Raw genomic sequence first — 15028 nt, 5'->3', positions numbered from 1 at the left:
GTGGCTGACACGGATACGGATGTGGCGATGAGGTTTTCCAGGCGTGGGTTCATGGTGGGGCTGGCGGTAGCCGGGGCTGCGGGTTCGGCGGCGTGGTACGCACGTCAGCCGCGGGACTACGATGAAACGCTCGAGAAGGACGAGGTGCAGACGCCTGGCGAGGCCAGTGTCGAGGCCCCCGAAGCAGGTGGGGTGAGAATCGCCGATACGCTGCGCGGCATCTGGGACCTGCGCTTTGGCGGCGTAGACGGCGGTCTGGACGGTTTGCCGCTGCAGGCGGTGCAGATGCTGCTCGACGTCGGTCCCAGCGGCCGTTCACTGCGTGGGTTCATCGACGTCGCAGAACGGCTGCGTGGCGAACAGATGCCGCGCTACCGGGTGCTGGGCGAGCTGGTTGTCGCCGACGCCAGCACGCTGCGCTGGCGCTTGGTGCCGGCTGGCGAGTCGGTGCCCAGCCACATGCTGGAAGCGACCTTGGACGAGGTTTGGGGTGCCTGGGGCGATGCGGGGGCAGGTACCCTGACCGGGCGCATTCGCCGCATCGACCGCCCGCTGTCGCTGCCCGAGCCGGACAGCCATTTTGTTGCCACCAAGCGCGCCTTCCCCGAGGCTCGCCAGGTCACGCCGCTGGCACCCGCGCTGATGGCCTGGCTGGTATCGCCCGAACATCGTCTGTTCCACCAGGTGTGGCATGCCACCCGGGACAAGTGGCACCGCCTTGACCAGGACAAGCGCGATGCCCTGCGCGGTGCCGGCTGGCAACCCGGCCCGCGTGACGCCGAGCGGGGGGCGCGAGGGCGGCGCAAGCACCTCAATGGCTCAGGCGAGGATTTCTTCTTCATGCACCGACACATGCTCGGGCATGCCCGTAGCCTGCAACCGGACCTGCCCAATTGGGCGCGCCTGCCATTGCCGTCACCGCAGCTCGAGTACGACCGCGTGGGGTTCATTCGCTACCAGGAAAACCACGATGGCAATTCGGTGCCCCCTGCCTGGGTCGCGGCGCAGGACGATGAATTGAGCCAGTGGTTGCACGGCATCAAGGCGGCAGAAACCTTCTTCAGCAATTTTCAGGTGTGGGAATCGAATTATCAGGACCCGGACTACCTCAGTCGCCTGACCCTGGGGCAGTTTGGTTCCGAAGTCGAGCTGAACATTCACGACTGGTTGCACATGCGCTGGGCCACCGTGACCCGCGACCCGTCAAACGGCATGCCGGTGGTGGGTGATCGCGACCAGGTCGACTACGCGGCGCGCTGGTACCGTGCCGAGAACGACTTTCTCGGTGATCCGTTTTCATCCCACGTGAACCCGGTGTTCTGGCGCTTCCATGGTTGGATCGACGACCGTATCGAGGACTGGTACCGCGCTCACGAGCGCGCGCACCCGGGTGAGGTGCAGCGCCGGGTGGTCAACGGTGTTTCCTGGTTCGCCCCCGGGCCCTGGGTGGACGTGGCCGACCCTTGGCTGGGGCCGTTGACCCATGGGTGCGGAGGTATCGCCGACGCCGGTGGCGGGGCAGGGGAAATGGAAGTCGAGGCCATGAAACTGGCATTGCGTATCACCTTCAGCGGGGACAGCGATGTCAGTGACCTGCTGCGGCGCGTGCCGCGCAGGCCCTGGTATGCGCGCCACCTGAAGTTGCCAGGCCCACGCTCAAAGGCTGACGGGCTGTAAAGCCCGCGCCATGTGCTTCGCGGGTGGACCCGCTGCCGCAGGGGGTGGAATTGCTATTTGCAGTTACCGGCCTTGCGATAGCCCGCAGCCTGCGCTTGTGCTTCGCTGCCGAAAGCGACTTGGTTTTTCTGGGCCACCTGGCTGTAGCCCGGGCAGCCGCTGGCCAGGTGATACAGATGGCTGGTGCGGTTGCCGATGATCGCACCGTCTATCGAGGCGCTCGCCAGGGTCGGCTTGGCCTGAGCGGGCACTGAAGCGGCAATGCTGGCACCTGCGGGCTTGTAGCCAAGCGTCCAGGTGCGCTCGCCGGTGACGAAGGGGTTGGCATGCCCCATGACCTGGGCAATACGTTGGTCGCGCTCCTTTTCCCATGCCGACACCGGATGCTGCTTGTCCCAGGCCATGAGCAGCTGTTGCTGCTGGCGCGACATGCTCAACTGGTAGCGGTCGAACATGTAGAACGTTGTGCGCGCCACCAAGCCTTTCACTTCGTCGCGCGGTTCCGCAGCTTTTTGCTGGAAGTCGATCCTGGTGGTGCACTGGCCGTACTGTGGCGCAACCCCCGAGACCATGCCGTAGTTGAAGTTGCTGCGGTCACCATTCACTTCACCCACGGACGGGTAGAGGTTGAACAGGTCGGCCTCCATGGCGCGGAAGGTCGGGTCGCTATCGACGCAGTGCTCGCGCCCACCGTTCTGCCAGCATTGGCGCTGGTGGCCAAATGTCCACGCCGGCACGATGTGCTCCCACTCGGTACGCTCGGCACGGGTCTGCAGTTTGCGGGCCTGGTAACCACAGGACTTCAAGTCTACCCGGCCGCCGGACTTGCCTACCCAGGTCCACTTGCAGCCGCAGTACAGATCCCCCATGGCGCTATCGGCCTGGTCAAGATAGATGCGCTGCTTGGCGACAACTTTGGCTTCGGTAAAGGTGGCGGGAGGATTGGCGAGGGCAGGCGAGATGACGGTGAGGGCGAGGGTTACGACGTACAGCAGTTTCTTCATGAGAAAACATCATCGGATTTTTGGGGGCGGGATTATACGACCTGCTGACATTGATTGAAGAAATGTCCCATGACTTTGCTGGCACAGGCCTACATTACCCACGCTGTGCCCACCCTTCGCCATGCCACCCCGCCCGCGAGGTGGCAGGGCGTGCTCAGGCTGGCCTGGTTTCCAGGGCTTTCTCACGCTCATCGGTGCCTTGCGAGGCGGCGATGTCGGTACCCTGGCGAGCCTGTGCAGCGCGTGCAGCCTCCTGTTCCACTTTCGCCTGGGTTTTCATCCGGACGTCTTCCTGCAGACGCTGCGCGATTTGCCTGTCGACCCGGTCTTTCTTCTCCGGTGGCAGGCTGTTGTAGTCATCCTCGGTCAAGCCCAGTTCTTGCAAGATCTTTTCCTTGATCTTCTCCTCCGGTGACTTGGCCATGTAATCACGGAAGTCCTGCACGGCCTTGCTGGTTTGCTCGGTCGGGGCGCCGGCCAGCCGGTGTGTGGCAAGGCCTGGGTTCTGCAGCAGCACCTTGAGCTTGGCGAAGGCCTCTTCGCGCGCATCATCGGCGTTTTGCTGCGAAGTATTGCCCTGGCAGTTCTGCTGCGCTGAAGCCGAGGGGGTGGCCAGCGGCGCGCGAAACGGGGTGCCATCGGCAGGCGCTGGGTCCTGGCCGGTGCGGTGGTGATGCTGCACGTTGGCCTGCCAACCCAGGCCGTTGAGGGTGATTGCCATGTAGCCTCCTTGGACATTGCAACGCAGGGGAACCTGGGCAAAACCCATGCCAGCCCGCCGGGGTGCGAAAATAGGCCATTGCGGCTATTCCGGTCGCCACCTGCACGGCATATGCTCGCCCTGCAGGGGAACGAACTTGCCGCTTGCGGCAATCATGAGCATTGTCGGCAGCCTTGACCGGGGCGCAGTTGCTGGACACCAGGGAGAGCGTCCTATGAGTCAGGAACCAATGCCGGGGCCCGCGGGCTTCAGTGAACAGCAGTTGCACACGCTTTTCGATTTGATCAGTGACGGTATATGGGACTGGCATGCCAATAGCGGCTACGTCTACCGCAACCCCGGCTGGTACGCCATGCTCGGCTACCCCAGCCATTCGCTGGCCAATACCGTGCTGACCTGGGAGAGCGTGATCCACCCCGAGGACTACCCACGGGTGATGGCGCACTTCGAGGCCTACATCAACCAGCGCAACGAGCGCTACCTCATCGAGTACCGCTGCCGCTGCCAGGACGGCAGTTACCTGTGGATCGAAGACAGCGGCCATATCATCGACCGCAACGCCGATGGCTCGGTGGCGCGCATGCTGGGCGCCCACCGCAACATCGATGCGGGCAAACGCCTGGTGGCCGAACTGGAGCAGAAAAACCAGTCTCTGGAAACCTTGGTGGCGGAACATACCCGTGAGCTGTCATGGGTGAACCAGCAGTTGCAGCGTCAGCTCGACGAAAACCGCGAGCTGGCCGAGCGTGATGCCTTGACCCGCGTGGCCAATCGCTATCGGCTGGAAAAATCGCTGCAACAGGCGTGCGAGCGCGCCCTGCGTTTTCGCCAGCCTCTGGCGCTGATCGTCATGGACCTGGATGACTTCAAACCGATCAATGATCGCTATGGCCACGCGCGGGGCGATGCGGCGCTGGTGCGGGTGGTCGACCAGGTGCGCAGTTGCCTGCGCGAGCAGGATCTGCTGGCGCGCTGGGGGGGGGACGAGTTTGTCATGGTCTTGCCGCAGACTTCGTTGGGCGAGGCGCTGGAGGTGGCGCAAACGCTGCAGCAGGTGCTCATGCGGGTGGAACCTGTGGGAGAGTGCCGGCTCACCATGAGCTATGGGGTGGTGCAATGGCGCGAAGGTGAAGACCAGCTTGCACTGCTGGGCCGTGCCGACCAGGCCCTGTACCGGGCAAAAGGGAAGGGCAAGAATACGGTGTCGGAGTAGCCCACGATCACTGAAAAAAAGACCCGTGGCGCCTGGGGCGCCGCGGGTCAAATCGGCCGCAGCCGCTTCAGTGTCAGATGTGCAGGGCGTGGCCGAGTGCGCGCAACGCCGCTTCCTGCACGGCTTCGCCCAAGGTCGGATGGGCATGGATAGTGCCCGCGATATCTTCCAGCCGGGCGCCCATTTCCAGTGACTGGGCGAAGGCTGTGGACAGCTCCGAAACCGCCACGCCAACCGCCTGCCAACCTACGATCAGGTGGTTGTCGCGCCGCGCCACCACGCGCACGAAGCCCGTTTTCGACTCCAGGCTCATGGCCCGGCCATTGGCGGCAAACGGGAACTGCGCGACGATGCAGTCCAGGCCCTGTTCGCTGGCCTGCACCGGCGTTTTGCCCACGACCACCACCTCCGGGTCGGTGAAGCACACCGCGGCAATTGCGCTGGGTTCGAAACGCCGCGCATTGCCGGCAATTATTTCAGCAACCATCTCGCCTTGCGCCATCGCCCGGTGGGCCAGCATCGGTTCGCCCGCCACGTCGCCGATGGCCCAGACGTTGCGCATGCTGGTCTGGCAGCGTTCGTCGATGGCGATGGCCGCGCCGTTCATCTTCAGGTCCAGGCATTCCAGGTTGAAACCCTGGGTGCGTGGCCGGCGGCCTACAGCCACCAGCACCCGGTCGGCCTCCAGGCGCAGCTGCCCGCCCTGGCCGTCGGCCGCCAGCAGGCAGCCATTCTCGTACCCTTGCACGCTGTGGCCCAGATGCAGGGCAATGCCCAGCTTTTTCAACGACTCCGTTACCGGGGCGGTGAGTTCGCTGTCGTAGGTGGGCAGGATACGCTCACGCGCCTCCACCACACTGACCTGCGCGCCCAGCTTGCGGTAGGCGATGCCCAGCTCAAGGCCGATGTAGCCGCCGCCTACGACCACCAAATGCTGTGGCAACGTGGTCGGCGCCAAGGCCTCGGTGGATGAAATGATGGGGCCGCCCAAGGGAAGCATGGGCAGTTCGACGCTGTTCGAGCCGGTGGCCAGCAGCAGGTGCTCGCACTGGATGCGTTGGCCGTCGACATCGACGTGCTTGCCGTCGAGGATCTTCGCCCAGCCATGGATCACCTTGACCCCGTGTTTTTTCAGTAACGCAGCCACGCCGGTGGTCAGGCGGTCGACGATGCCGTCCTTCCAGGCCACGCTGCGGCTGATGTCCAGGTGTGGCGAGGATACGCTGATGCCCAGTTCGGATTGCCCGGTGTAGCGGGTGGTCTGGTGGAACTGCTCGGCCACATGGATCAGCGCCTTGGACGGAATACAGCCGATGTTCAGGCAGGTGCCGCCCAACGCCTGGCCTTCCACCAGCACGGTAGGGATGCCCAGTTGGCCGGCGCGGATGGCGGCGACGTAGCCGCCGGGGCCGCCACCAATGATCAGCAGGGTGGTATCGATAGTCGGTTGCATGCTCACTCCACGAACAGGCAGGCGGGCTGCTCAAGCAGGCTGCGTACGGCCTGGATGAACAATGCGGCATCCATGCCATCGACCACCCGGTGGTCGAACGAGCTGGACAGGTTCATCATCTTGCGCACGACGATCTGGCCGTCGATCACCACGGGCCGCTCGACGATACGGTTGACACCAACGATCGCCACTTCCGGGGTGTTGACCACCGGCGTGCTGACGATGCCGCCCAATGCGCCGAGGCTGGTCAGGGTGATGGTCGAGCCGGACAGTTCTTCGCGGCTGGCCTTGTTGTTGCGCGCGGCACTGGCCAGGCGCGAAATCTCGCCGGCATTGCCCCACAGGCTGCCGGCCTCGGCATGGCGCAGCACCGGTACCACCAGACCGTTGTCACCTTGCGTGGCGATGCCGACATGCACCGCACCATGGCGGGTGATGACCTGGGCTTCGTCGTCGTAGGTGGCGTTGATCTGCGGGAAATCGCGCAGGGCGACGACCAGTGCACGGACCAGGAACGGTAGCAGGGTCAGCTTGCCGCGGCGCTCGCCGTGCTGGCTGTTGAGCTGCTGGCGCAGGGCTTCCAGGGCGGTGACGTCGATTTCTTCGACGTAGCTGAAGTGTGCGACGCGGCGCTTGGCATCCTGCATACGCTGGGCAATCTTGCGGCGCAGCCCGATCACTTGCACCTGCTCGCTGTCGGTGCGCCTGGCGTAGCCGCCTGGCGCTTGGCCCGCAGGGCTCTGGGGCTTGCTCATGAAGGCATCGAGGTCTTCGTGCAGGATGCGCCCGGCCGGGCCTGAGCCATGCACGTAACGCAGTTCGATACCCGCGTCCAGGGCGCGCTTGCGCACGGCCGGAGAGGCCAGGGGCTTGTCGCTGGCCTGGCGCGGCACAATCGGCGCAGCACCCTGTGCAGCGGATGCCGGGTTGGCCACAGGCTGTGGCTCGACACGGGGTTCGGGTTTGCTGGCCACCGGTGCTGGCTGCGGCTCGGTCGGCTTGGCCTGCGGCGCGTCCACATGGTTGCCGCTGCCTTCCACCTCGATGCGGATCAGCTCGCTGCCGACCGCCATCACTTCACCTGGCTGGCCCCCCAGGGCCAGTACCTTGCCGCTGACCGGCGAAGGGATTTCCACGGTGGCCTTGTCGGTCATGACGTCGGCCACCACCTGGTCCTCGGCGATCACATCGCCGACCTTGACGAACCACTCCACCAACTCGACCTGCGCGATGCCTTCGCCGATGTCCGGCATCTTGATGACGTGCGTGCCCATTCAGACCTCCATGACCCGTTTCAATGCCGCACCTACCCGCGAAGGGCCTGGGAAGTAAGCCCATTCCTGTGCGTGAGGGTAGGGGGTGTCCCAGCCGGTGACGCGTTCGATGGGCGCTTCGAGGTGATGGAAGCAATGTTCCTGCACCAGCGACACCAACTCGGCCCCGAAGCCGCAGGTGCGGGTGGCTTCATGCACGACTACGCAGCGGCCGGTCTTCTTCACCGAGGCAACGATGGTCTCCAGGTCCAGCGGCCAGAGGCTGCGCAGGTCGATGACTTCGGCATCCACGCCGGTTTCTTCGGCGGCCACCTGGGCCACGTAGACGGTGGTGCCATAGGTCAGCACAGTAACGTCGTTGCCGGGACGGGTGATCGCTGCCTTGTCCAGCGGCACGCTGTAGTAGCCATCGGGTACGGCACTTTGCGGGTGTTTGGACCACGGGGTGACAGGGCGGTCGTGATGGCCGTCGAACGGGCCGTTGTACAGGCGTTTGGGCTCGAGGAAGATCACCGGGTCGTCGCACTCGATCGAGGCGATCAACAGGCCCTTGGCGTCATACGGGTTGGACGGCATGACGGTGCGTAGGCCGCAAACCTGGGTGAACATCGCTTCAGGGCTCTGGCTGTGGGTCTGGCCACCATAGATGCCACCACCGCAGGGCATGCGCAGGGTCAGCGGAGCGATGAACTCGCCGGCCGAGCGGTAACGCAGGCGGGCCATTTCCGATACGATCTGGTCGGAAGCGGGGTAGAAGTAGTCGGCAAACTGGATTTCCACCACCGGCCGCAGGCCATAGGCGCCCATGCCCACGGCAGTGCCGACGATGCCGCTTTCGGAGATCGGCGCGTCGAACACGCGGGACTTGCCATATTTAGTCTGCAGCCCCTCGGTGCAGCGGAACACGCCGCCGAAGTAGCCCACGTCCTGGCCGTAGATCACCACATTGTCGTCGCGCTCGAGCATGACATCCATGGCCGAGCGCAGGGCCTGGATCATGGTCATGGTGGTGGTGGCCATGGCGTTTTCCGGTTTGATGCTGTTGTTGTGATCGTTCATCTCAAACCCCCAGTTCCTGGCGTTGACGGCGCAGGTGGTCGGGCATTTCCTTGTACACGTCCTCGAACATCGAGGCGGCGCTCGGGATGTGGCCGTTGGCCAGGGTGCCGTACTGTTCGGCTTCCTTCTGCGCGGCGATGACCGCGGCTTCGAATTCGGCAGTGACGGCTTGGTGTTCTTCCTCGGACCATTGGCCGATCTTGATCAGGTGCTGCTTCAGGCGGGCGATCGGGTCGCCCAGCGGGAAGTGGCTCCAGTCGTCTGCCGGGCGATACTTGGACGGATCGTCGGACGTCGAGTGCGGGCCGGCGCGGTAAGTGACCCATTCGATCAGGCACGGGCCCAAGCCACGGCGGGCGCGTTCGGCGGCCCAGCGCGAGGCGGCATACACCGCGACGAAGTCGTTGCCGTCGACGCGCAGCGAGGCGATGCCGCAGCCCACGCCGCGGGCGGCGAAGGTGGTCGACTCACCACCGGCGATGGCCTGGAAGGTGGAAATCGCCCATTGGTTGTTGACCACGTTGAGGATCACCGGGGCACGGTACACATGGGCGAAGGTGAGGGCGGTGTGGAAGTCCGACTCGGCGGTGGCGCCGTCGCCGATCCAGGCCGAGGCAATCTTGGTGTCGCCCTTTATCGCAGAAGCCATGGCCCAGCCGACGGCTTGCACGAACTGGGTCGCCAGGTTGCCGCTGATGGTGAAGAAACCGGCGTCGCGCACCGAGTACATGATCGGCAGCTGGCGGCCCTTGAGCGGGTCCCGCTCGTTGGACAGCAACTGGCAGATCATCTCGACCAGCGACACATCGCGGGCCATGAGGATGCTCTGCTGGCGGTAGGTCGGGAAGCACATGTCGCTGCGGTTGAGCGCCAGCGCCTGGGCGCTGCCAATGGCTTCTTCGCCCAGGCTCTGCATGTAGAAAGACATTTTCTTCTGGCGCTGGGCGACGACCATGCGGCTGTCGAAGATCCGCGTCTTGAGCATGGCACGCATGCCCTGGCGCAGGGTCTGCGGATCGATGCCTTCGGCCCATGGGCCAAGGGCATTGCCCTGTTCGTCGAGCACGCGGACCAGGCTGGAGGACAGGTCCGCCGTGTCGGCAGCGTCGACATCGACAGGGGGTTTACGGACTTGACCTGCGTCGTTCAGGCGCAGGTAGGAGAAATCGGTCTGGCAGCCTGGCCGGCCGGTAGGCTCGGGCACATGCAAACGCAGGGGGGCGTACTCGTTCATGCTTTTTACGCTCGCTCGAATGTTGTTTTTGTGAGCTCTGAAGCGGCCGCCGCTGAACTACCGGCTTGTGACTGGTAGGTCAGCGTCAATTACATAGTAGAGACAGCGCGAAAGAATTTTTCTCTCAAGTTGATTGCCTTTGCCGGTCGGTGCAGATAAACATTCCTCATAAACACAAAAAACCGGTGAATTTGTCTCATGCGCAAACTCGATCGTACCGATATCAGTATTCTCAACAGCCTGCAGGACAACGCCCGCATCACCAACGCAGAGCTGGCCCGTTCGGTGAACCTGTCGCCGACGCCGTGCTTCAACCGGGTCAAGGCCATGGAAGAGCTGGGCGTGATCCGCCAGCAGGTGACCTTGCTGTCGCCGCAGGTGCTGGGGCTGGATGTGAACGTGTTCATCCATGTCAGCCTGGAAAAGCAGGTCGAGCAGGCGCTGCACCGCTTCGAGGAAGAAATCGCCGAGCGGCCCGAGGTGATGGAGTGCTACTTGATGACCGGCGACCCGGACTATCTGTTGCGCGTGCTGTTGCCGAGCATTCAGGCGCTGGAGCGGTTTCTCGACTACCTGACGCGGTTGCCGGGGGTGGCGAACATCCGCTCGAGTTTCGCCTTGAAGCAGGTGCGCTACAAGACGGCCTTGCCGCTGCCTGCGAATGGCATGACGTTGCGGGAATAGGAGGGCCTGCTTAGGGTGCTTGATATTTTAAACACCCCCAGCCTATGTTGTTGCCAGCCTATAACAACAAGGACACGCGTCATGAGCACTGCAGCCCCGCGCTCGCTCGCCGAGCACCTCCAGGGCATCGACCAGATCGAATGCGTCACACCCGACCTCAACGGCGTCCCGCGCGGCAAGGTGATGACCGCTGAAGGGTTTCTCGAAGGGCGGCGCCTGCAGATGGCGCGTGGCGTCCTGCTGCAGTGCATCATGGGCGGCTACCCGCCGGCGAAATACTACGGCAGCGATGATGGCGACCTGGCGCTGGTGGCCGAGCCGACGCAGATTCATCGTCTGCCCTGGAACGACGACGGGCTGGCGTTGGCGATCTGCGACGCCAACGAGCTCGACGGCCAGCCGTCGGGGTTGTCTACCCGCGGTTTACTCAAGGCGGTGATTGCCCGGTACGCTGCACGCGGGCTGGCGCCGGTGGTGGCCACTGAGCTTGAGTTTTTCGTTTTTGCACCCAACAGCGATCCGCTCCAGCCGTTCCTGCCACCGCTGGGCCAGGACGGCCGCCGTGAGCTCGGCCACTCAGCGTTCAGTGTCAGTTCCAACAATGGCCTGCGGCCGTTCTTCCAGGAGGTTTACCAATGCATGGCGGCACTGGGCCTGCCACGCGATACCTTCATGCACGAAATGGGCGTCAGCCAGTTCGAAATCAACCTGCTGCATGGCGACCCGCTGCTGCTGGCCGACCAGACCTTCCTGTTCAAGCACCTGCTCAAGGAAGTCGCGCTCAAGCATGGCCTGAACGTGGTGTGCATGGCCAAGCCTTTGGCGCATACGCCAGGCAGTTCCATGCACATCCACCAGAGCCTGGTCGAGCCCGCCACGGGGCGTAACGTATTCAGCGATGAGCAGGGGCAGGCGAGCGAAACGTTCCACCATTTCATTGGCGGCCTGCAGGCCTGCATGGCGGACTTTACGGCGTTGTTCGCGCCCAACGTCAACTCGTACCAGCGCCTTTGCCACCCCTATGCATCACCCAACAATGCCTGCTGGTCCGAGGACAACCGCGCTGCCGGCCTGCGTATTCCAGCCAGCGCGCCAGCAGCCCGGCGGGTCGAAAACCGCCTGCCGGGCGCCGATGCCAACCCGTACCTGGCCATTGCTGCGAGCCTGGCGGCCGGCTTGCATGGTATCGAGCAACGGTTGCAGCCTGCGCCGGCCATCCAGGGCGAGTTCGAGGTGCCTGGCCACCTGAGCCTGCCGTGTACCCTGCACGCAGCGCTCGAGCGCCTCAAGCGCAGCGCCCTGGCGCGGGAACTGTTCGGCCGTGAGTTCATCGAAGGCTACGTTGCCACCAAGACGCTGGAACTGACCGATTTCTTCGACGAGATCACGCCGTGGGAGCGGCGCGTGCTGGCGGGACAGGCCTGAACGCGACATGACCGCCATGGGTCGCGCCTCTGGCCAAGATTTTCGCTTGCAGGGGCCTGCGCCGCGGCGCATTTGCTTTTATGCTTGCCAGCAAGCCAACGCCACCTGAACAGGGAGCCCGACGGGACGTATGCGAAACATCTGGAAGCCGTTTCAGTCGCTGTACTTTGCTGCCTTGATGATGCTCATCGGTTCGGGTCTGCTCAGTACCTACCTGGCGCTGCGCTTGGCGGCCGATCATGTCGACAGCCTCTGGGTCGGTGCGTTGATGGCGGCCAACTACTTTGGCCTGGCGGTGGGCGGCAAGGTCGGGCACCGGTTGATCGGCCGGGTCGGCCATATCCGCGCCTATGCCACCTGCGCCGGCATCGTCGGGGCCGCCGTGCTGGGGCATGGGCTGACCAACTGGTTACCGGCCTGGGTCGGGCTGCGGATGATCGTGGGCCTGGGGATGATGTGCCAGTATATGGTCATCGAGAGCTGGCTCAACGAGCAGGCCGACGCCAAGCATCGTGGTGCCGTGTTCAGTGGCTACATGATCGCCTCCTACCTGGGGTTGGTGCTCGGCCAGTTGATCCTGGTGGTGCATCCGCAGCTCGGTCCGGAACTGTTGATGCTGGTCGCCATGTGCTTCGCGCTGTGCCTGGTGCCGGTGGCGATGACCCGGCGCATCCACCCGGCGCCGCTGCGCCCGGCACCGATGGAGCCGAAGTTTTTCATCAAGCGCGTACCCCAATCGCTGAGTACGGTGCTGGGCTCAGGGCTGATCGTCGGCTCGTTCTACGGCCTGGCGCCGCTGTATGCTTCAAGCCAGGGGCTTTCTACCGAACAGATCGGTCTGTTCATGGGTAGCTGCATCTTCGCCGGCCTGGTAGTGCAGTGGCCGTTGGGCTGGCTCTCCGACCGCTATGACCGTGCGCTGCTCATCCGCAGTGTGGCCGTGGGCCTGGCGCTGGCGGCGGCGCCGTTGGCCATCCTGCCTGACGTGCCATTGGAGTTGCTGTTTGGCATTGGTTTCCTCATCTCGCTGCTGCAGTTCTGCCTGTACCCCTTGGCCGTGGCGTTTTCCAATGACCATGTGGAAAGCGAGCGACGCGTCTCGCTGACCGCCATGTTGCTGGTTACCTATGGGGTGGGCGCGTGCATCGGGCCGTTGGCGGCGGGGGTGCTGATGAAGGTGCTGGGCGCTCAGATGCTGTATGCCTTCTTCGTGTTCTTTGCCCTGGTGCTGGTATGGCGCATCCGCCCGAAAGCCGTTACCGGCCTGCACCAGGTGCAGGATGCACCGCTGGGGCACGTGGCAATGCCGGCTGCCGGTTCACCGTTGTCGGCGGCGCTTGACCCACGGGTTGATGAGCAGACCGTTCAGGATGTGATGCAGGCGCCGGTGGCAGCGGAAGATACCGAGCAAGAGCCGGTGCAGGCAGAGAACGGCGTCAAGCCTGAGGCCCAGGCCGACCGACTGGTCTGATAGCCTGCACCGCCCAGGCGCATAGCCAACGCCACCCAAAGGTGGCGTTCGTACACTGAGGACGAAATCAGTAGTCGTCTTTATCAAACCGCCGCGCCTCACGCTGCAGTTGATAAACAAAGCTCTCGATCTTGCGCTGCGCCTGGCCATTGAGGTTATGGAAGCGCACGCCGACGAAGGTGGTATTGATACGCTCTTCGTAGTGCAGGTGGCGCAATTCGACCATGGTGTCCACCAGGCCCAGTGGGTTGCTGGCCTTGAAGCGCTCGTATACCTGGCCCAGTTGCAGTCGGTCCTCGACATTGCCTTCAAAGCGCAGTTTGCAACCGGTGGCCGAGATGTCCAGCAGCTTGCCGCGCAGGGCACCGTTGCCTTTGAGGTGGGTGCCATCGAGGATCACATCGACCAGTTGCGACAGTTTCAGCGCGGCACGAAACGCATTGCGGCGCTGGTGGTAGGTCATTTCATCAGGCAGGGCACCGCGGTACGAGCGGTGACCATCGACTTCAGTGATTTTCAGTTCGTGGTTGCAGTCCCAGGCAATGCGCACACCATCGTGAAAACCTTCGACGCGGAACGGTTCGCCGTTCTCGATGTATTTTTCGCCGTCGCGCGGGATCATCTCATCCAGCGCCAGGGTGTTGCTCTCACGGTCTACATGCACCACGTAGCTCTGGAACCGCTGACTGCGCTCGTGGAAGGTGATGATCAAAGGATCATGGCTCTCCTGCAGCTGGCGCAAGTTGGCCGCGATCTCCAAAGGGGTGTTCAGCACCTTTGGCGGCTGCGGGGCATCGGCTTCATTGAACACGGGTTATCAATCTCCAGGCAAAAACGACACACGCAAGTAACGGCATTTTGCCAGTATGTTCCGTGCCTTGATAGAAATAATCACACTTGGCTGATGGCCCGAGGCTTGGCCAGCGGCGAGGTGGCGCCACGGCTGTCGTAGAGCGACGGGGAATCGCCGCCCATGAGGATTCTGACTTGGTTGGCCGTGACGTGCTGCTGCACCTGGATAATCCGGCCATTGGTTTCGTTGACCTTCTGGCAGGCGTCCATCAACTGGGTGAGCACGTTGAGTTGTTGCAGGATGACGGCACCATTGGCTGACTGCTCGGCCACCGCCTGGACACCGGCGCGGTCGGCACTCAGGCCGAGGCTGGTGAGCAGGTTGTTGCGGCGCAGGCCTTGCTGCTCGAGCAGAACGATCAGTGACTGCTTGCGTGCCAGGATACCTTCCAGCGGTTCCATGTCACGCCCATGCAGGGCGACCGACTCCTTCTGCAGAAGGTCGAGCAGTTCCTGGGTAGGTGCGATGTCGTCTTCGATCAGTTGCAGCAAGGTGATGTCGTGCATGGCTAACTCTTGGCTTTTATAGCGTCCGTGAAGTCAGCGCGCCGAACGGTTAGCGCTGGGCTTCGAAATCGAGCAGTTTGCTGGCGACCCGGCCGGCATCGACCTGGTAGCTGCCATCAGCGATCGCCTGTTTCAACTGCGCCACACGGGCACTGTCGACGGCGGGCTGATCACGCAGCTTGTCGCTGATCTTCTGCAACTGCTGGGCCTCTTGGCTGAGGTGTACCGCTTCTCCGCTGGCGCCAGCGCTTTTCGGCGCCTCGTGGGTTTCGCCGGCTTTGTCGGCGTTACCGGTCGCGGTGTTGCCGCGAACGCCGCCCGTGATGGACGGAGAGTTATTCAAACGACTGAAGTCGATGACCATGATCAGAAACCTCTGGGTATTTGGACGCTTGCCTTGTTTTCGGCCAACCCGAAAGAAACTTTAGGCACAAATGCTCAGCCGCCTGTCGGC

Annotated in this window: 14 protein-coding genes; 5 read left to right on the top strand and 9 right to left on the bottom strand. The window is 63.5% G+C overall.

Annotation, left to right across the window (positions count from 1 at the left end; genetic code table 11):
- The first annotated feature begins 27 nt into the window (after nucleotides 1-27).
- The gene (locus APH34_RS05175; RefSeq protein WP_054900106.1) at nucleotides 28-1677 is read left to right on the top strand and encodes a twin-arginine translocation signal domain-containing protein; all 1650 of its coding nucleotides are present in this window, start codon (nucleotides 28-30) and stop codon (nucleotides 1675-1677) included.
- Nucleotides 1678-1730: 53 nt separating this feature from the next.
- Here the strand turns inward: APH34_RS05175 and APH34_RS05170 are convergent, their stop codons facing one another.
- Nucleotides 1731-2681, bottom strand: a complete 951-nt coding sequence (locus APH34_RS05170; protein WP_054900105.1) for an endonuclease — start codon at nucleotides 2679-2681, stop codon at nucleotides 1731-1733.
- Nucleotides 2682-2835: 154 nt separating this feature from the next.
- Entirely contained in the window at nucleotides 2836-3402 is a 567-nt protein-coding gene (locus APH34_RS05165; protein WP_054900104.1) for a hypothetical protein, read from the bottom strand.
- A gap of 214 nt (nucleotides 3403-3616) precedes the next feature.
- Between APH34_RS05165 and APH34_RS05160 the strand changes: the two genes are divergently transcribed.
- Complete coding sequence (locus APH34_RS05160) at nucleotides 3617-4615, top strand: diguanylate cyclase domain-containing protein (RefSeq protein ID WP_054900103.1); 999 nt, start codon at nucleotides 3617-3619, stop codon at nucleotides 4613-4615.
- 73 nt (nucleotides 4616-4688) lie between these two features.
- Here APH34_RS05160 and lpdA read toward each other — a convergent pair whose 3' ends face one another.
- The 4 genes from lpdA to APH34_RS05140 are packed head-to-tail and all read right to left on the bottom strand — an operon-like array spanning nucleotide 4689 to nucleotide 9635.
- Complete coding sequence (gene lpdA / locus APH34_RS05155; RefSeq protein WP_054900102.1) at nucleotides 4689-6068, bottom strand: dihydrolipoyl dehydrogenase; 1380 nt, start codon at nucleotides 6066-6068, stop codon at nucleotides 4689-4691.
- A gap of 2 nt (nucleotides 6069-6070) precedes the next feature.
- A complete protein-coding gene (locus APH34_RS05150) occupies nucleotides 6071-7342 on the bottom strand; it encodes a dihydrolipoamide acetyltransferase family protein (protein ID WP_054900101.1) in 1272 nt (423 codons plus the stop codon).
- Complete coding sequence (locus APH34_RS05145) at nucleotides 7343-8401, bottom strand: alpha-ketoacid dehydrogenase subunit beta (RefSeq protein WP_054900100.1); 1059 nt, start codon at nucleotides 8399-8401, stop codon at nucleotides 7343-7345.
- Between the two features lies 1 nt (nucleotide 8402).
- Nucleotides 8403-9635, bottom strand: a complete 1233-nt coding sequence (locus tag APH34_RS05140; RefSeq protein WP_054900099.1) for a 3-methyl-2-oxobutanoate dehydrogenase (2-methylpropanoyl-transferring) subunit alpha — start codon at nucleotides 9633-9635, stop codon at nucleotides 8403-8405.
- A 198-nt stretch (nucleotides 9636-9833) separates the two neighbouring features.
- Between APH34_RS05140 and bkdR the strand changes: the two genes are divergently transcribed.
- The 3 genes from bkdR (at nucleotide 9834) to APH34_RS05125 (ending at nucleotide 13215) form a co-directional block, all read left to right on the top strand.
- Nucleotides 9834-10319, top strand: a complete 486-nt coding sequence (gene bkdR, locus APH34_RS05135) for a Bkd operon transcriptional regulator BkdR (RefSeq protein WP_054900098.1) — start codon at nucleotides 9834-9836, stop codon at nucleotides 10317-10319.
- A 183-nt stretch (nucleotides 10320-10502) separates the two neighbouring features.
- Complete coding sequence (locus APH34_RS05130; protein ID WP_177337013.1) at nucleotides 10503-11744, top strand: glutamine synthetase family protein; 1242 nt, start codon at nucleotides 10503-10505, stop codon at nucleotides 11742-11744.
- A 130-nt stretch (nucleotides 11745-11874) separates the two neighbouring features.
- The gene (locus APH34_RS05125; RefSeq protein ID WP_054900096.1) at nucleotides 11875-13215 is read left to right on the top strand and encodes an MFS transporter; all 1341 of its coding nucleotides are present in this window, start codon (nucleotides 11875-11877) and stop codon (nucleotides 13213-13215) included.
- 67 nt (nucleotides 13216-13282) lie between these two features.
- Here APH34_RS05125 and APH34_RS05120 read toward each other — a convergent pair whose 3' ends face one another.
- From APH34_RS05120 to flgM, 3 genes are all read right to left on the bottom strand, one after another.
- Nucleotides 13283-14026 (bottom strand): flagellar brake protein, encoded by a 744-nt coding sequence (locus tag APH34_RS05120; RefSeq protein WP_054900095.1) that lies wholly within the window; start codon nucleotides 14024-14026, stop codon nucleotides 13283-13285.
- 80 nt (nucleotides 14027-14106) lie between these two features.
- On the bottom strand, nucleotides 14107-14574 hold the full coding sequence (locus tag APH34_RS05115) for a flagella synthesis protein FlgN (RefSeq protein ID WP_054900094.1): 468 nt from the start codon (nucleotides 14572-14574) through the stop codon (nucleotides 14107-14109).
- Nucleotides 14575-14623: 49 nt separating this feature from the next.
- Nucleotides 14624-14938 (bottom strand): flagellar biosynthesis anti-sigma factor FlgM, encoded by a 315-nt coding sequence (flgM, locus tag APH34_RS05110; protein WP_054900093.1) that lies wholly within the window; start codon nucleotides 14936-14938, stop codon nucleotides 14624-14626.
- Between the last annotated feature and the right edge of the window lie 90 nt (nucleotides 14939-15028).

It is taken from the genome of Pseudomonas sp. NBRC 111131 (assembly GCF_001320525.1).
Lineage (GTDB): Bacteria > Pseudomonadota > Gammaproteobacteria > Pseudomonadales > Pseudomonadaceae > Aquipseudomonas > Aquipseudomonas ceruminis.
Note: the sequence above shows the minus strand (reverse complement) of the source record. Positions and strands in the feature narration are given on the sequence as shown.